The following is a 15,836-nucleotide window of genomic DNA, read 5'->3' as shown; positions in this document are numbered from 1 at the left end:
GCCGTAGTCCCACGCGCACACTGCTATGCTGCGCGCGGTCATTGAGGCCGCACTGACATTCCAGGGAGGAATGAATTGAAACGCACTCTGTTATCCGCAATCGTACCGGCATTCATCGCACTCGCTCCAGGAACCGCATGGTCCACGAGCCGCGTCGATCTCGAAACCTTCGACCAGGCCCATGCCGGCATCATCCAACCCGGCGACGAACTCAAGCTCGAACATTTCCGCATCACGGCCATGAATGACAGCGCCGCCGTCATCAAGCCCGTCGAACAGCCGGACGACCTTGCCTCTGGCCTTGCATTGGGTGGCGCCGAACGGGCGGGCCCCGCGTCCGTCGACATCCACTTCGACAAACCGCTGCAAAGCGTGGCATTCACCGTCGTCTTGCCATCTGGCGCGCCGGCGCTCGCCTCCACGGCCACCCTCTACATCGATGAACTCGAGCGTCAGTCGCTCACGCTCCAGCACGGCACGACGGACAACCGGCTGCGGCTCACCATGAGCGTACCGGAAGGGCAAGTCTTCAACAGGCTTGCCCTGCAATTGCAGCGCGGCGCATATATCGACGGCGTCGAAATGCATTCGCCTCCTGTTACCGACGGTACCCTGATCGACTTCGACGAGATCCCTTCGGGTCCGCTACAGGGCTTGATCGACAAGGGTCACTACATCATCCTCGCCAATTCCAGCGGACTGGAAATCACACCCTCCAGCGACGGGGAAACCTCGGGACAGGTATTGAGCAGCACCGAGGCGGCGGGCAACGATGCCTTCCTCATGTATCGCACGGTGCGCAACTCCCTCGATCTCACCGTCATACCCGATCCGTCGGCCGAGCCCGCCACGATCGAATTCCTCGGCGCGCCCGATTTCACCATGCTGCACTCGATTCGCGTCGATCCGACGAGTGGGCCGCAACGCCTGTCGTTCACGGCTCCGCGGGGATCGAGCCTGCAGGGCGTGCGCTGGACGGGAGGAAAGCTGCGTATCGATGAGGTGAAGCTGCAGTCCAGATAAGGAAAGGGCCCCTCGGGGCCCTTTCTCATCGTGTCGCCAGGGGACGAAACTTATTTCAACCCGCGGTCCTTGAGCATCGGTTCGATGCTCGGGTCCTTGCCGCGGAAATCGCGATAGAGCTTGCCCAGTTCGACGGTATTTCCTCGCGAAAGGACCTTGTCGCGGAAGACCTGGCCGTTCTCGCGGGTGAGCCCGCCGTGCTCCTTGAACCACTGGAAGGCATCGGAATCGAGCATCTGCGTCCACAGGTAGGCGTAGTAGCCCGCGGCGTACCCATTGCCCCAGATATGCTGGAAGTAGCTCGACCGATAGCGCGGGGGCACCTGCGGCAGCGTGAAGCCCGCATGCTTCAGGGCGTTGGCTTCGAACGCGTCCACGTCCTGCTTGGCGCCACCCGGCGGCAGCATGTGCCACTGCATGTCCAGCAGGGCGGCGGAGATCAATTCGCTCATCGCGTAGCCCTGGTTGAAGCTGCGCGCCTTCTTGATCTTCTCCACCAACTCGGCGGGCATGGGCGCACCGGTCTGGTAGTGCTTCGCGTAATGGGCGAAGACCTGCGGATCGGATGCCCACTGTTCGTTCAACTGCGAGGGAAACTCGACGAAATCGCGCGCGGTGCTGGTACCCGAAAGCGATGGGTACTGTGCATCGGCGAAGAGGCCATGCAAGGCGTGACCGAATTCATGGAACATCGTGGTCACGTCGTCGAACGAGAGCAGCGCCGGCTGGCCCGCGGCCGGCTTGGTGAAGTTGGCGACGTTGTACACCACCGGCTTGGTGCCGAACAGCTTCGACTGGTCGACGAGGTTGCTCATCCACGCGCCGCCGTTCTTGTTGTCGCGCTTGAAGTAATCGCAATAGAACAGCGCCATCGAGGTACCGTCCTTGTCGAACACCTCGAACACGCGCACGTCCGGCTGCCACACCGGAATGTCCTTGCGCTCCTTGAAGGTGATGCCGTAGAGCTGGGTGGCCGCGTAGAACACGCCATTCTGCAGCACGTTATCGAGCTCGAAATACGGCTTGATCTGCGCTTCGTCCAGGTCGTACCGGGCCTTGCGCACCTTCTCGGCGTAGTGGTCCCAATCCCAGGCCTGGACCTTGAAGCCCCCCTTTTCCTGGTCGATCACTTGCTGGATATCGTTCGACTCAGCCGTCGCGCGGGCGACGGCGGCGGGCGCCAGGCGTTCCATGAACTTCTCGGCGGCCTCGGGCGTCTTCGCCATCTGGTCGTCGAGCTTCCACGCCGCGTAGTTCGGGAATCCAAGCAACTTCGCGCGGTCGGCACGCAGCTGCGCGATGCGCGTGATGATCTGCCGCGTGTCGTTGGCGTCGCCGTGCTCCGCGCGCTCCCACGAGGCCTTGAACAATTTTTCGCGCGTGGCGCGATCGTTCATGGCTTGCAGCGCCGGCTGCTGTGTCGTGTTCTGCAAGGTCACCACGAACTTGCCGTCGAGCTGGCGATCCTTGGCGGCCGCGGCGGCCGCCTCGATATCGGCGTCGGACATGCCGTCGAGCGCCTTCTTGTCGTCGGCCACCAGGGCAGCGGCCTTGGTCGCGGCGAGCAACTGGTTGGTGAACTTCGTGCTGAGCGTCGACTCTTCCTTGTTCAGCTCCTTGAGCTTGTCCTTGTCCGCTTCGGAAAGCTTTGCGCCCTCGTGGACGAAATCGTCGTAGGTCACCTGGAGGAGACGGGCGGATTCCGGATCGAGGTTCAACGACGCGCGCTTCTCGTAGAGCGATTCCACCCGCTTGAACAGCTTGTCGTTGAGGTAGATCGCATCGCTGTGCGCGGCGAGCTTGGGCGATTCCTCTTCCTCGACCTTCTGCAAGGTGTCGTTGGTGTTGGCGCCGGTAAGCGTGCTGAACACGTTCTCGACGCGCTTGAGCAGGACGCCCGTTTTCTCCAGGGCGACGACGGTGTTCTCGAACGTGGGCTCCTCGGTCGCGTTGGCGATCGCCTCGACCTCGGCCAGCTGCTGCTTCATGCCTTCTTCCAGCGCGGGCTGGAAATCCGCATCGACGATCTTGTCGAATGGCGGTGCCTGGAACGGCAGCGAGCTCTGGGTCAGCAACGGGTTCTCGTGCGCGGTGGACGCCACGGTCGTCGCGGGAGCGGGAGCGCTTCCCGGCGATGCGGGCGCCGAAGCCTTGTCGGCCTCGTTCGAGGACGAGCAAGCGGCGGTAAGGGCAATCGAAGTGGCGATCACGAGCGTGCGGACCTTGAGCATGGTCGAGGTATCCCCTGACGGTGAAAGTCACCGACTCTAGCCGTGGTGGCGTATCGGGAACAACCGCCATCCGTCAGGGCGTTCTATCGCCGACAGGGCCGGCGATGTCTTACCGGGTGTCGCGAAGCTCCCAGCTCGATCCGATCAACAGGTTCAGGCGATGCTTCACGATCCGCATCGGCAGCGAAGTGGTCAGCTTGACGTCGTTGCGGTCATTCGAGAGCTCGCCCGTGGCGGAGGCGGAGACGTCGGTAACGCCGAGGCTCGGATCGACCTCGTCCGGCTCGGGCTGTTTGGCGCGCCAGCGCTGGAACAGGTTGTCGCTGCGCATGGCGTCGGCGATGTCGGCGGCCAGTTTCTCCGGGCCGATGCCTTCGAAGGAAAGCTCCGGGTCCGGCCCCTTCGCCTTGCCCATGTCCTTGACGGAAAGATAGTAGGTGGTCATGACCCGACTAGTTAGGATGAAACGCGTGAAGGTGCCGTCAGCCCAACGGACCGAGGTCGAGGAGAACGGCCGCGTCGGCAGGCGCCACGCGGTAGGGCAGCACACCCAGGCAGGGTGCCGGCAGGTAGTCGCGCAACGTCTGGATGTTTTCCTCCCGCAGGGGCATCGTCGGCTCGATCACGTTGGCGATCCATCCCGCCAGCCGGCAACCGTCGGCCTGGATGGCCCGTGCCGTGAGGCGCGCATGACTGATGCAACCCAGGCGCACGCCAACCACCAGGACCACGGGCAGGCCCCAGCGCGAAGGCATGTCTTCGGTCGACATGCCTGTTGCCAGCGGCACCATCCAGCCACCCACGCCTTCGACCACGACGCGGTCGTAGTCACGCGCCAGTGACTGGAAGGCGTCATCGATCGTCGGCCAGTCGATCGCACGTCCGGCACGCAAGGCGGCCAGGTGCGGTGCGACCGCTTCCTCCAACGCCACGGGGTTGACCCGTTCGTAGGCGGGATGCGGCGCGCTGGCGGCCTGCAAGTCGAGGGCATCCTGGTTGCGCATGCCTTCCGGGCCTCGCGCGGAACCGCTGGCCACGGGCTTCATGCCGGCTACGCGCTCACCCGCCCTGCGGAAGGCGTGGACGAGGGCCTGGGCGGCGTGCGTCTTGCCGATACCGGTGTCGGTACCGGCGACGAAGAGATGGCGCGACATCGTGCAACGGCCTTGCGGAATTCGGGACGTGGCACCATACACCGCTTCGCCCACGAATCACCCCCGGGAACCGCCATGTTCGAAACCAAGGCCATCGCCACCGACGACAAGGCCACCCTGTACGCCGAGTTGGTCCAGCAGGCCGAAGGCCTGATGCATGGCGAGCCGAATACCATCGCCAATGCCGCCAACTTCGCCGCGCTCGTCTACGACGCCGTGCCCGACCTGAACTGGGCCGGCTTCTACCTGTTCGACGGCACGGAACTGGTCGTCGGACCGTTCCAGGGCAAACCCGCCTGCATTCGCATCGCCCTGGGCCGCGGTGTCTGCGGCACGGCCGCGCAGACGCGGCAAACGCAGGTGATTCGCGATGTGCACGAGTTCGAAGGTCACATCGCCTGCGACGCGGCGTCGAATTCCGAGATCGTCGTGCCGCTGGTGAAGGCCGACGGTAGCCTGTTCGGCGTGTGGGACGTCGACAGCCCATCGGTCGCCCGTTTCGACGACGAGGATCGCAAGGGCATGGAAGCGTTGTGCCGCGTCTTCATGGCGACGCTGGCCTGAGCTAACAGTTACCTACCTTCGGGTGGGGTGGCTTCCCACCCGAAGGTAGGTGACGGTCCGGCCACCCGAAGGTGGCCGCGTCAGAGTTCGTGCGGGCGCGGTGTCGCCAGCAGTTCCATCACGCGGGCGCGCGCTTCTTCCACGCCGGTTTTCGCGGTGGAGGAAAAGACCTGCGCCGTGCCGGGCACGCCGTTCGCGCGGAAGTCCTTGCGCAAGGCCTCCAGCGCGGCCGATGCCTGACCACGCGAGAGCTTGTCGGCCTTGGTCAGCAACACGTGGCAAGGCAGCTCGGTCGCCGCGCAGAAATCGAGCATCGTCCGGTCGAAATCCTTCAGCTCGTGGCGGATGTCCACGATCAGGACGATGCCACGCAGGCTGCGGCGCATCTTCAGATAGGCGTCGATCTCGCCGCGCCAGTGCTGGCGCATGGCCTCGGGCACCTTGGCGTAGCCGTAGCCAGGCAGGTCGACCAGGCGGGCGTCGACCGGCGCGGCGCCTTCCCTCTTCAACGGCGGCAGGTCGAACACGACCATCAACTGCGTGCGTCCGGGCGTCTTCGAGGTCCTGGCCAGGCCGTTGTGCCCTGTCAGTGCGTTCAATGCGCTCGACTTGCCCGCGTTGGAGCGTCCCGCGAAGGCCACTTCGGCGCCCTGGTCGTAGGGGAGCTGGGTGATTTCGTGGGCGGCCAGCACGAAGCGGGCGCCATTGAGGGGATTGGAGGACATGGATAAGTGGCCGGAGGGGCACGAGGAAACGAAGGCCCGGCAGTGTATGCGATCGGGCGCGGCGGCGCGCGCGACGCGGTTTGACCGGGCTCTCCCGCGCCCCCCATAATCTTTTGGTTGAGACGCGGCAGGGTACGCGTCCCGGTCCGGAAAGTTCCCCCTTGGAGAGACTTATGAAGTTTCGGCACGCCGCCGCTGCCATCACCGCGTTGCTCGTCATGCATGCAGCCGCGGGCCAGACCGCAACTCCCGCCAAGCCGGCCAGCGCGCCGGCTCCGGCCGCCACGGCCGCCGCCAAGCCGGGCGCCAACCCGGCCGCCGATCCTGCCACCCCGGGCATGCCCAAGGCCGAAACGGCCACCGCGCCCGCGGGTGCCACCGCCGCGCTGAAGCCTGGCGATGCCACGGCCGGGCAGGGTAAGGCCGCCGCCTGCGGCGCCTGCCACGGTATCGACGGTAATTCCTCCGATCCGCAGTACCCGCGCCTCGCCGGCCAGAGCGAGCAGTACATCGCCGCGCAGCTGGCGGACTTCAAGTCCGGCAAGCGCATGAACCCGATCATGGTCGGCTTCGCGCAACCGCTGTCCGAGCAGGACATGCACGACATCGGCGCCTACTTCGCCGGCAAGGCATCCCTGCCCGGCGTGGCCGACCAGGCGCTGGTCGAACAGGGCCAGACGCTCTACCGCCAGGGCGACGTCGATCGCGGCGTCCCCGCCTGCATGGCGTGTCACGGTCCCGACGGCCGAGGCAACCCGGGAGCGCACTATCCGCAGCTCACCAGCCAGCATGCGAAGTACATCGAGGCGCGCCTGAAGGGCTGGCACGACGGTGGCACGCCGAACGATGGCCCGCACACCAAGATCATGGTCTCGATCGCGCAGAAGCTCGACGACAAGGACATCGCGGCCGTGGCCAGCTACATCGAAGGCCTGCACACGAACGAACCGACGGCCGCCGCACCCGCGACGCCCTGATGGCGTTAAAGTTGGAAGATCGGACGGGCCCTTCGGGCCCGTTCCTGTTTAAGAAGGTAAGAAAAGGACCCCACATGCGTATGCGCCTTCCCCTCCTCTGCGCCGCCCTGATCGGCCTCGCCGCCTGCGGCTCGGGCAACAACGACAGCGCCACGGCACCGCCCGCCGCCTCGACCGCGGCCCCGGCCCCGGCGGCGACACCGGCATCGCCCTCCACGGCGGCGGCCACGCCCGCGCCCGCGACGACGGCCGCCCCGGCCGCCAGCGGTAGCACGGCACCCGCACCCGCGCCGGTAGCGAGCGCCGCCGACGACAGCCGCCCCGCCGCGAAGCCGTTCGTCGACGATGGCAAATGGGTGGAAGGCAAGCATTACTTCCGCATCGATCCGGTGCAGCCGACCAGCACGCCCGGCAAGATCGAGGTCACCGAGGTGTTCTCGTACGGCTGCCCCGCCTGCTTCCAGTTCCACGGCGTGGTGGACGAACTGGCCAAGAGCCTGCCCAAGGGCGCGGTCATGACCTATACCCCTGCCTCGTTCCGCCCGGACGAGAACTGGCCGCTGCTGCAGCGCGCCTACCTCACGGCGCAGGCTTTCGGCGTGGACAAGCAGAGCCACGATGCCTTCTTCGACGCCGTGTTCAAGAGCGGCGAGCTCGGCATCATGGACCAGCAGTCCGGCAAGCCGAAGGCCCAGTCGGCATGGCCGACCATCGACGACGTGGCCAAGTTCTACGTCAAGTACGGCGTCAAGCCCGACGAATTCGTCGCCACGGCCAATTCCTTCACCATCAACACCAAGATGAAGCGCGCCGATGAACTGATCCGCGCCTACGAGGTCGATAGCACGCCGACGATCGTCGTCAACGGCAAGTACCGGCTGACCCCGATCACCGCAGGCGGCTATCCGCAGGCGGTCGAGCTCACCCAGTGGCTCGTCAGCAAGGAAGCCGCGGGCAAGTAACCGCGCACTCGACCCACTTCGGAGACATCCATGTTCAAGCGTCTTTCGCTCCTCTTCGTCGGCCTGGCCATGACCGCGGCCTGCAGCGCGCGCCCCGCCGACGACGCGTCCACCGCGACCTATACCGACGGCACGCAGTACGTGGCCATCGCCGCACCGCAACGCCTCGACCCGAAGAACGGCAAGGTGGAGGTCGTCGAGGTGTTCTCGTACGGCTGCATCCATTGCGCGCACTACGAGCCGAAGGTCGAGCAGTTGCAGAAGGAACTGCCCAAGGGCGTGGTGTTCCATGCCATCCCCGCGGCGTTCAACGACGCCTGGCTGCCGTATGCACAGGCCTATTACGCGGCGAAGAAGCTCAACGCGCTGCCAGCGACGCACGCCGCGCTGTTCAAGGCCATCCACGAAGAGCATTACCCGCTGCGCACGCTCGACGAACTCGCCGACTGGTATGCACAGCATGGCGTGGACAAGGCGAAGTTCCTCGCCGCCGCCAACAGCGCCGAAACACGCGACCGCATCCTTGCCGACACCAAGCTGATCCAGGCCTGGGGCATCGACGGCACGCCGACCATCGTCGTGGACGGCAAGTACCGCAGCGCCCAGATCAAGGACTTCGACGAGCTCAACGGCGTTTCGAAGTTCCTGGTCGACAAGGAATTGAAGGGCGGCAAGTAAGCCCTTCCCCATCGATGCCCTCCGTTCACACGGCGGAGGGCATCCTCTGGCCTCCCGGCCAGTCGAGACCCCACGCCGCATCATGACCCGCGCCACGCCGAATCCTTCGCCTGCTCCCGAGCGCACGCTGCGCCTGTTGAGTTGCAACATCCTCGCCGGCGCGAGCGTGCAGCGTTACAGCGATTATTTCACCCGCAGCGTCAACGCCGTGCTGCCCGGCCGGACGAAGCTGGCGAACCTGGATTCGCTCGCGGAGTTGCTTCACGAGTTCGACGTGGTGGGCCTGCAGGAGGCCGACGCCGGCAGCCTGCGTTCGGGTTTCCTCAACCAGACGCGGTACATCGCCGAAGCGGCCGGCATGCCCTACTGGAGCCATCAGCCGAACCGGCCCATGGCGCGCGTGGCGCATTCGGCCAACGGCCTGCTGAGCCGTATCGAACCCAGCGAAGTCATCGACTACCCGCTGCCGGGCCGGATCAAGGGCCGCGGCGCGCTCTTCGTTCGTTTCGGCCACGGGCCCGATTCGCTGGTGGTCGTCATCGCGCATCTCTCGCTCGGCGCCGCGGCGCGCCTGGGCCAACTCGCCTTCATCGCCGAACTGCTCGCGCCGTATCCGCATGCGGTGCTGATGGGCGACCTCAACACCGAGCCGGCCAGCCTCGAGATGCGTCATCTCTTCGACAAGACCGCGCTGCAACCCCCTTCGGTGGCGACTCCGACCTTCCCCAGCTGGAAGCCCCGGCGCGCCCTCGACCACATCCTCACGTCGGCGGACATCAAGCTCGAGCGCACGTGGACGCTGCCGCGCGCGTTCTCCGACCATCTGCCGCTGGCCGCCGAGATCCGCCTGCCGATCGCCCTTGCCCAGGCGTCCGGTGCGGCGTCATTGATCCAGACAGGAACGCCATGAAATCGAGCCTCCGCATCGCCCTGCCCTGGGCCATCATCGTCGCCGTCGCCCTCGTGGCCGGGTTGCTGCGCTACGGATTCATCGAGCCGTCCGACCTGGGGCATGCATGCGACGCCAAGGATGGCCCGTGGTGGTGCGCGCCGCGCAATGTCATCGTGCAGGGCTTCCTCAGCTACGGCTACGGTTATGCCGCCGTGCTGGCGGCCCTGGTCGCGGTGTTCTGGCGAAACACCTTCACCGCCGTGCTCGCCGCCTCGCTGGGCGTCGTCGCGTTGCAGCTGTATTGCTACGAGGGCGGCGCGCTGGCCCTGCTGATCGGCTCGCTACGCCTGGTACGCGTCCAGTTCAGCCGGACCCTGGTGGGAGCCGACCCTCTCGGCGATGCTCCTGTGGGAGCCGATTCATCGGCGATCCCGCGACAGCGGGCCTGATCGGGGCAAGTGCCCATCGCCGACAAGGTCGGCTCCCACCGGACTGAGGCAAGTGCCCATCGCCGCTGAAGCGGCCCCCACAAGGGTTACGCGGCTCCTGCGGGATTACTCGACTGCTGCCTTACTGCTACGGCTGCGCCAGGCGATCAGCACCGGTAGCGCCAGGGCGAGATTCAACAGCAGCCATCCCCACGAGACCGCGTTCGCACCGGTCTCCTGCACGACCACGCTCGCACCGAGCAGCACCAGCCAGATCGCCATGAGCCGCTCTTCCACCAGCGGCATGAGCGCGCGGTCGCGCGTGCGCAACAGCGCCAGCACGAAGAAGCCGATGCACGGCATCGCGAAGAGGCCGATGGGAAAATCACGGTATCGGCCGTTGAATACCATCAGGATGCCGTAGAGGGTCAGGACGAACATCCAGAAGAAGCGTTGTGGGGTGAAGGCGTCCGTCCATGCGATGCCGAAGCGCTCGCGTTCGACGGGCGACGGAGCGACCGCCGCCGGGTTCACCGGAAAGGCGAGCCGGGATGCGATCGCCCGCCCCAGCGATAGCGCCGTCAGCAGTCCGGCCACGCCGATGGCGATGCCCGTGGCCCACTCCACGTCATTGCGGCAGGCGAAGAGCAGCAATCGCGCGTGAGCCGCCAGCGCGGTGCTGGTGGCGAATCCGGCCAGGGCGAGCGCCAACCAGCCGGACACCCCGTGCCAGCGGCGCCGGAACGCGCCGCCCAGCAGGAACAGCAGCGATCCCACACCGCCGGCAGCGATCGCCCATGTCCAGCGTGGCTCTTCCACGATCGGCCCCTGCATCGCGAATTTCGGCCTGGCCTGCGCGTCGAAGATGCCCCAGAAACCGCCGACCGTACCTTCGAGGTCGCGCTTCCACGGCTGGTCGAAGGCCTCGATCAGGTTGTAAGGCATGTCGACGGTCGCGGCGTAATTGAGGAATTCGCGCACGTAGCGCGCCTCGTTCACCAGGCTTGCGCTGGCATCGCGCCGCGAGCGCCCCTGGCTGGGCCAACCGGTTTCGCCGATCATGATCTGCTTGCCAGGAAACTCCGCCTTCATCTTCCGGTAGACGTCGGCCACGTGCTGGACGGCCTTCTCCGGCGCCACCGGTTCGTCCTCCCAATACGGAAGGATGTGGATCGTGAGGTAATCGGTGACCTTGGCCAAGGCCGGGTGCTTCTGCCAGAACTCCCAGACATCCGCATAGGTGACGGGCACGTCGGTCGCCGCGTTCACCCGCGCGATATAAGCGGCCAGCGCGTGCTCGGACAGTTCGTTGCGCAGGAGCACCTCGTTGCCCACCACGATCCCGCGCAAGGTATCGTGGTCGCGACTCGCCGCCGCCAGGCCCAATTCGATCTCCCGCTCGTTGGCGACGGGATCGCGACCGAGCCAGATGCCCATCAGCACCTTCATGCCATAGCGTCCGGCGATATCGGGCACCGCGCCCAGGCCCTGGCTCATCGAGTAGGTGCGGACGCAATCGAAGCGCGCGGACAATGCCTTCAGATCCGCGTCGATCCGCTCCGGGGGAATGAAGGCGTGCAAGTCGAACGGCGTCTCCCCCTCGAGGCGGAACGGTGCGTACGACACGCAGGCGATGCGGGCCGTGGGCGAATCCGGCAGGTTCACCGGACGTCCGAGCGACCACCAATACGCCGCGCCGAACACGGCGGCGAGGACGAGGACGATCCAAGCGAGCGGTCGCGCGAACCGCGCGTAGGAAGTATGTGGCGGCATGCCGTTCCAGATCGAAAGCGAAAGTGAGCGGCACAAGCTTAACGGCCCGCAGGCGGGAGAGCGATTCCCGTCGTTCAGGATGTTCATCCGGCCTGCGCGCCTCCTTCCCCTACAATCATGCGGTACGTACCCGTGAAGGAATCCCATGGTCAACGCCCCGGCATCGCGACGCGCCGCCCGTTCCCTCCGCCTGCTGGCCGGTGCCGTCCTCGCCATCGGCGGCGCCGTCGCCGCGTTCACCGCATCGGCGGAGGGTACGGAAGCCCAGCGCCTGCGTTTCCGCCAGGCCTACGCCGCGGCCCAGCAAGGCGGCGACGCGTGGAAGGCGCAGGCGGCTGGACTGGAGGGCTACGTGCTCTTCCCCTATCTGGAAGCGGCGGCCCTGGAGCACGACCTGCGCACGCTGGATCGCGCGCGCGTGGACGCCTATCTCGCCCGTTATCCCGGTCTCATCCCCGCCGCCGACCTGCGCCGCGATTTCCTGGGCGAGCTTGCGCGGCGCAAGGACTGGACCACCTTCAGCGCGATGTACCAGCCCGGCCTCGGCGACTCGTTGAGCTGTTTCGCATTGCAGGCGAAGCTCGCGCGCAACGAACCGCTGGTGTTCGACCGCGACCTCTCCGACCTGTGGAAGAAGGCCAGCCTGCCGAACGCCTGCGATCCCGTGATCGCCGCCGCGCACGACCAGGGACTGCTGACACCCGAACGCCTGTGGACGCGCATCCAGACCGCCGCCGAGGCAGGCAAGGGCGGCACGGTGGCCTCGCTGGCACCCTGGTTGCCACCCGAGGACGCGACCGCCGCGCAGCGCATCGCCCAGGCGCTGAACGATCCCGCCAGCGCATTGCGCGCCGCTTCCACCTGGCCCGACACACCGCGCCACCGCCAGGCCGTGACGCTGGCCCTGCAGCGCATGGCGCGCAAGCAGTCCACCGTGGCCGATGCGGCGTGGTCCACGCTGGCACCGCGCTTCTCCCTCAGTGAGCAGCAAAAGGGCGCGATCGAGAACGCACTGGCGTTGTTCCACGCCACCGACTTCGACGAATCCGCGCTCGAACGCCTTGCCGCCTTGCCACCTGGCGCGCAAACCGACGCCGCGCGCGAATGGCGCGTGCGGGTCGCCCTCGCGCGACAGGATTGGAGTGCCGCCCTGGCGGCGCTCGACGCGCTCGGCGAATCGCAGAAAGACGATGGCGAGTGGCGCTATTTCCGCGGGCTCGTGCTGGAGAAGCTGGGGCGCAAGGGCGAGGCGCAACCGATCTACCGCTCGGTGGCCCAGGAAGCCACGTATTTCGGTTTCCTCGCCGCCGACCGGATCGACGCCGCCTACGCGATCTGCCCTTCGAGCATGGCCACCGACGAAGCACGCGAGGCCGCGTTGCTCGCCGATCCCGGGCTCGACCGCGCGTTCGAACTCTACGCCGTGGGCCTGCAGAAGCTCGGCCGTCGCGAATGGACGGCCGCACTCGCCGGCCGCGATGCGGAAACCCAGCGACTGGCCGCCGACCTGGCGTTCCGCAAGGGCTGGTACGACCGTGCCGTGTTCGGCCTCTCGTCGGGGGACGCCCTGCGTCTCTACGAGCAGCGCTTCCCGCTGGCGCGCCAGGATGGCGTCGTGGAACAGGCCAGCCAGGCCGGCATCGAGGCGCCTTGGGCCTACGCGATCATCCGCGCGGAAAGCGCATGGATGACCGACGCCCGTTCCGGCGCGGATGCGCGCGGCCTCATGCAGCTGCTGCCGGGTACGGCGGCGCTGGTCGCCAAGCGAAACGGCCTCTCGTGGTCCGGTGGCGACAGCCTCTACGAACCCACCACCAATATCGTGCTCGGAACGCGTTACCTCGCGCAGATGGCCGCGCGCTACAACGGAGCGCCCTGGCTCGCCAGCGCGGCGTACAACGCCGGGCCGAACAAGGTCGACCAGTGGGTGGAGGCACGCGGCACGCTCGATCCCGACCTGTTCGTCGCCAGCATTCCGTATAAGGAAACACGGGAATACGTCGCGCGCGTGATGGCTTTCGCCGTGATCTACGACTGGCGCCTCAACGGCAACGCCTTGTCCATCGGCTCGCGCATGACCCGCCTCGGCAGCACGTACACGCTGCCTTCGCCGGGCGCGGTGCGCAAGCCGGTGGCCTGCCCCTCGCCCGCCGTGGCGAAGGCCCCGCCACCGACGGCACCGGCCGTCATGGAGCCCGCTCCCGCCGAGGCATCGTCGTCGCCCGTGCCACAGGAACCCCAGCGGTGAAAGCCCAGCGCATCGTCATCCTCGGCGGCACCGGCTTCGTCGGAGGCAGCCTCGTTCCGCGGCTCGCCGCCGATGGGCACGAGTTGCTGCTGCTCTCGCGCAATCGCGAGGGCCGCCGCCACAGCGCCGTGGGCCGTAACGTCAGGGTGACCAGTGCCGACATCTACGATGCGCCCACCCTGCGCCGGCATATCGCGGGCGCGGATGCCGTGATCCACCTCGTCGGCATCCTCAACGAGAGCGGCAGGAACACCTTCGCACGCGTCTACCCGGAACTGACCCGGCTGGTGGTCGGCGCCTGCAAGGACACCGGCGTGCATCGCCTGCACCTGATGAGTTCGCTCAAGGCGGGACAGGGCCATTCCGGATACCTGCGCGCGCGCGGCGAAGCGGAGGCGCTGGTGAAAGCCTCCACGCTCGACTGGACCATCTACGAACCGAGCACGATCTTCGGGCCCGGCGATGGCCTCGTCAGCCGCTTCGACCAATTGCTGCGCATGGCGCCCGTGGTGCCCCTGCCGAGGCCTCGGGCGAAAATGGCGCCCGTCTACGTCGGCGACGTGGCCGAGGCCATCGCACGCGCCGTCGGCGACCCGTCGTCCGTGCTGCGGACCTACGAGTTGTACGGTCCGGAAACATGGACGCTGATCGACATCGTGCGCGCGATCCGCGATGCCCGCGGCCGCCGCCGCGCGGTGCTGCCGATGCCCGATGCGCTGGGACGGCTCCAGGCCCAGGTGGCCCAGTTCGTACCAGGCAAGCCGTTCACGCCAGACAACTTCCGCTCGCTGCTCACCGACTCGGTCGGCCAGGTCGACGGCCTGGCGCAACTGGGCATCGATCCACAGCGTTTCTCCGCATGGCTGCCACGCCTGCTCGGCCCGTCGGTGCGCCAGCGCCGGCTGGACGAGGCGCGCAGCCGGCGTCGCCCTTGAAAGGACGTATGGACATCTATCTGGTCGGCGGTGCCGTTCGCGACGAATTACTCGGCCGACCCGTGGTCGACCGCGACTGGGTCGTGGTGGGCGCGACGCCCGAGGAGATGCTCGCCGCCGGCTACAAGGCCGTGGGCAAGGATTTCCCTGTATTCCTGCATGGGGAAACCAGGGAGGAATACGCCCTGGCACGCACGGAACGGAAAACCGGCCGCGGCTACCATGGCTTCGCCTTCCATGCGGACCCGTCGGTGACCGTCGAGCAGGATCTCGAACGCCGCGACCTCACGATCAACGCCATTGCCCGGCACCAGGACGGTTCGCTCGTGGACCCGTTCGGCGGTGTCCGCGATATCCAGACGCGCACGCTCCGCCATGTGTCCGACGCCTTCGCGGAAGATCCCGTGCGCTTGCTGCGCGTGGCGCGTTTCGCCGCGCGTTACGCGCCACTGGGTTTCACGGTGGCGGAAGAAACCATGGCGTTGATGCGGCGCATGGTCGAAGACGGAGAGGTGGACCACCTCGTACCGGAACGCGTGTGGGCCGAGACACGAAAAGCGCTCGCCGAACCGGCCCCGTCCGCCTTCCTTCGCGTCTTGCGCGACAGCGGTGCCTTGCGCGTGCTGTTCCCCGAGGTGGATGCGCTCTACGGCGTGCCGCAGCGGCCGGAATTCCATCCGGAGGTCGATACCGGCATCCATGTGGAAATGGTGCTCGATGCCGCCGCGAGGCTCGCTCCCGGCGATGCGCTGGTCGGCTGGTGCGCTCTCACGCACGACCTGGGCAAGGCGCTCACGCCCGCCGACGTGCTGCCGCGCCACATCATGCACGAACAACGTGGCGTCGAGCCGGTGCGCGCGATGTCGTCCCGCCTGAAGGTGCCGGCCGAGTACGCGTTCATGGCGGAGGTGGTGTGCAAGCATCATCTCAACGCGCACATGGCGCTGGAGCTGAAGCCGGCGACGATCCTTCGCCTGCTGGAGACGCTGGGGGCCTTGCGCCGCCCGGAGCGCCTGGAGACCTTCCTGCTGGCATGCATGGCCGACAAGCGCGGCCGGCTGGGGAGCGAAGACGCGGCGTATCCACAGGCCGAGTTCCTGCGCGCCTGCCGAGAGGCGGCGGCGGCGGTTACCTCGCAGGCGTTCGTCGAACGGGGGCTGCAAGGGCCGGCGATCGGCGAGGCGATGAAGACGGCGCAGGCGCAGGCCATCGCGGGCGTGCCGCGCACCGCTTCGTAGCTATCGCC

General features: G+C 67.0%; 15 protein-coding genes. 10 read left to right on the top strand and 5 right to left on the bottom strand.

Going from position 1 to position 15,836, the window contains the following annotated elements:
• The first annotated feature begins 75 nt into the window (after positions 1 to 75).
• Positions 76 to 1,023, top strand: a complete 948-nt coding sequence (locus AB6730_RS04390; RefSeq protein ID WP_371022440.1) for a hypothetical protein — start codon at positions 76 to 78, stop codon at positions 1,021 to 1,023.
• A 50-nt stretch (positions 1,024 to 1,073) separates the two neighbouring features.
• On the opposite strand, the gene dcp is transcribed toward AB6730_RS04390, so the two are convergent.
• From dcp to bioD, 3 genes are all read right to left on the bottom strand, one after another.
• Complete coding sequence (gene dcp / locus AB6730_RS04385; RefSeq protein WP_371022439.1) at positions 1,074 to 3,254, bottom strand: peptidyl-dipeptidase Dcp; 2,181 nt, start codon at positions 3,252 to 3,254, stop codon at positions 1,074 to 1,076.
• 109 nt (positions 3,255 to 3,363) lie between these two features.
• Positions 3,364 to 3,699 (bottom strand): hypothetical protein, encoded by a 336-nt coding sequence (locus AB6730_RS04380; protein ID WP_371022438.1) that lies wholly within the window; start codon positions 3,697 to 3,699, stop codon positions 3,364 to 3,366.
• A 37-nt stretch (positions 3,700 to 3,736) separates the two neighbouring features.
• The gene (gene bioD / locus AB6730_RS04375; protein ID WP_371022437.1) at positions 3,737 to 4,408 is read right to left on the bottom strand and encodes a dethiobiotin synthase; all 672 of its coding nucleotides are present in this window, start codon (positions 4,406 to 4,408) and stop codon (positions 3,737 to 3,739) included.
• A 75-nt stretch (positions 4,409 to 4,483) separates the two neighbouring features.
• Here bioD and AB6730_RS04370 point away from each other — a divergent pair, with 75 nt between their 5' ends.
• Positions 4,484 to 4,972: a GAF domain-containing protein gene (locus AB6730_RS04370; RefSeq protein WP_371022436.1), complete on the top strand. Its 489-nt coding sequence runs from the start codon at positions 4,484 to 4,486 to the stop codon at positions 4,970 to 4,972.
• 80 nt (positions 4,973 to 5,052) lie between these two features.
• Here AB6730_RS04370 and yihA read toward each other — a convergent pair whose 3' ends face one another.
• On the bottom strand, positions 5,053 to 5,697 hold the full coding sequence (gene yihA / locus AB6730_RS04365) for a ribosome biogenesis GTP-binding protein YihA/YsxC (RefSeq protein WP_371022435.1): 645 nt from the start codon (positions 5,695 to 5,697) through the stop codon (positions 5,053 to 5,055).
• A gap of 173 nt (positions 5,698 to 5,870) precedes the next feature.
• Here yihA and AB6730_RS04360 point away from each other — a divergent pair, with 173 nt between their 5' ends.
• The 5 genes from AB6730_RS04360 (at position 5,871) to AB6730_RS04340 (ending at position 9,655) form a co-directional block, all read left to right on the top strand.
• Positions 5,871 to 6,674: a cytochrome c gene (locus AB6730_RS04360; protein WP_371022434.1), complete on the top strand. Its 804-nt coding sequence runs from the start codon at positions 5,871 to 5,873 to the stop codon at positions 6,672 to 6,674.
• Between the two features lie 80 nt (positions 6,675 to 6,754).
• Complete coding sequence (locus AB6730_RS04355; RefSeq protein WP_371022433.1) at positions 6,755 to 7,636, top strand: thiol:disulfide interchange protein DsbA/DsbL; 882 nt, start codon at positions 6,755 to 6,757, stop codon at positions 7,634 to 7,636.
• 30 nt (positions 7,637 to 7,666) lie between these two features.
• On the top strand, positions 7,667 to 8,314 hold the full coding sequence (locus AB6730_RS04350) for a thiol:disulfide interchange protein DsbA/DsbL (RefSeq protein ID WP_371022432.1): 648 nt from the start codon (positions 7,667 to 7,669) through the stop codon (positions 8,312 to 8,314).
• Between the two features lie 82 nt (positions 8,315 to 8,396).
• Positions 8,397 to 9,224, top strand: coding sequence for an endonuclease/exonuclease/phosphatase family protein (locus tag AB6730_RS04345; protein ID WP_371022431.1), 828 nt, complete (start codon positions 8,397 to 8,399; stop codon positions 9,222 to 9,224).
• Positions 9,221 to 9,655: a hypothetical protein gene (locus AB6730_RS04340; RefSeq protein ID WP_371022430.1), complete on the top strand. Its 435-nt coding sequence runs from the start codon at positions 9,221 to 9,223 to the stop codon at positions 9,653 to 9,655. The genes AB6730_RS04345 and AB6730_RS04340 overlap by 4 nt, the downstream gene beginning before the upstream one ends.
• A gap of 105 nt (positions 9,656 to 9,760) precedes the next feature.
• Here the strand turns inward: AB6730_RS04340 and AB6730_RS04335 are convergent, their stop codons facing one another.
• A complete protein-coding gene (locus AB6730_RS04335) occupies positions 9,761 to 11,407 on the bottom strand; it encodes a glycosyl hydrolase family 17 protein (RefSeq protein ID WP_371022429.1) in 1,647 nt (548 codons plus the stop codon).
• Between the two features lie 145 nt (positions 11,408 to 11,552).
• Here AB6730_RS04335 and AB6730_RS04330 point away from each other — a divergent pair, with 145 nt between their 5' ends.
• From AB6730_RS04330 to AB6730_RS04320, 3 genes are read left to right on the top strand one after another with little or no spacing between them, the layout of a single operon-like run.
• Positions 11,553 to 13,655 (top strand): transglycosylase SLT domain-containing protein, encoded by a 2,103-nt coding sequence (locus AB6730_RS04330; RefSeq protein WP_371022428.1) that lies wholly within the window; start codon positions 11,553 to 11,555, stop codon positions 13,653 to 13,655.
• Entirely contained in the window at positions 13,652 to 14,590 is a 939-nt protein-coding gene (locus AB6730_RS04325; protein WP_371022427.1) for a complex I NDUFA9 subunit family protein, read from the top strand. The genes AB6730_RS04330 and AB6730_RS04325 overlap by 4 nt, the downstream gene beginning before the upstream one ends.
• Before the next feature lie 8 nt (positions 14,591 to 14,598).
• Positions 14,599 to 15,828, top strand: a complete 1,230-nt coding sequence (locus tag AB6730_RS04320) for a multifunctional CCA addition/repair protein (protein WP_371022554.1) — start codon at positions 14,599 to 14,601, stop codon at positions 15,826 to 15,828.
• Positions 15,829 to 15,836: the final 8 nt, after the last annotated feature.

The sequence above is a fragment of the Luteibacter sp. RCC_6_2 genome, from assembly GCF_041360655.1.
GTDB lineage: Bacteria > Pseudomonadota > Gammaproteobacteria > Xanthomonadales > Rhodanobacteraceae > Luteibacter.
The sequence above is the reverse complement of the archived record's forward strand: the minus strand, read 5'-3'. Positions and strand labels throughout refer to the sequence as shown.

What these genes read in the sequence shown, in the direction of transcription:
- dcp (WP_371022439.1), bottom strand. Translation starts at nt 3,254, where the DNA reads ATGCTCAAGGTCCGCACGCTCGTGATCGCCACTTCGATTGCCCTTACC.
- AB6730_RS04380 (WP_371022438.1), bottom strand. Translation starts at nt 3,699, where the DNA reads ATGACCACCTACTATCTTTCCGTCAAGGACATGGGCAAGGCGAAGGGG.
- bioD (WP_371022437.1), bottom strand. Translation starts at nt 4,408, where the DNA reads ATGTCGCGCCATCTCTTCGTCGCCGGTACCGACACCGGTATCGGCAAG.
- AB6730_RS04370 (WP_371022436.1), top strand. Translation starts at nt 4,484, where the DNA reads ATGTTCGAAACCAAGGCCATCGCCACCGACGACAAGGCCACCCTGTAC.
- yihA (WP_371022435.1), bottom strand. Translation starts at nt 5,697, where the DNA reads ATGTCCTCCAATCCCCTCAATGGCGCCCGCTTCGTGCTGGCCGCCCAC.
- AB6730_RS04360 (WP_371022434.1), top strand. Translation starts at nt 5,871, where the DNA reads ATGAAGTTTCGGCACGCCGCCGCTGCCATCACCGCGTTGCTCGTCATG.
- AB6730_RS04355 (WP_371022433.1), top strand. Translation starts at nt 6,755, where the DNA reads ATGCGCCTTCCCCTCCTCTGCGCCGCCCTGATCGGCCTCGCCGCCTGC.
- AB6730_RS04350 (WP_371022432.1), top strand. Translation starts at nt 7,667, where the DNA reads ATGTTCAAGCGTCTTTCGCTCCTCTTCGTCGGCCTGGCCATGACCGCG.
- AB6730_RS04345 (WP_371022431.1), top strand. Translation starts at nt 8,397, where the DNA reads ATGACCCGCGCCACGCCGAATCCTTCGCCTGCTCCCGAGCGCACGCTG.
- AB6730_RS04340 (WP_371022430.1), top strand. Translation starts at nt 9,221, where the DNA reads ATGAAATCGAGCCTCCGCATCGCCCTGCCCTGGGCCATCATCGTCGCC.
- AB6730_RS04335 (WP_371022429.1), bottom strand. Translation starts at nt 11,407, where the DNA reads ATGCCGCCACATACTTCCTACGCGCGGTTCGCGCGACCGCTCGCTTGG.
- AB6730_RS04330 (WP_371022428.1), top strand. Translation starts at nt 11,553, where the DNA reads ATGGTCAACGCCCCGGCATCGCGACGCGCCGCCCGTTCCCTCCGCCTG.
- AB6730_RS04320 (WP_371022554.1), top strand. Translation starts at nt 14,599, where the DNA reads ATGGACATCTATCTGGTCGGCGGTGCCGTTCGCGACGAATTACTCGGC.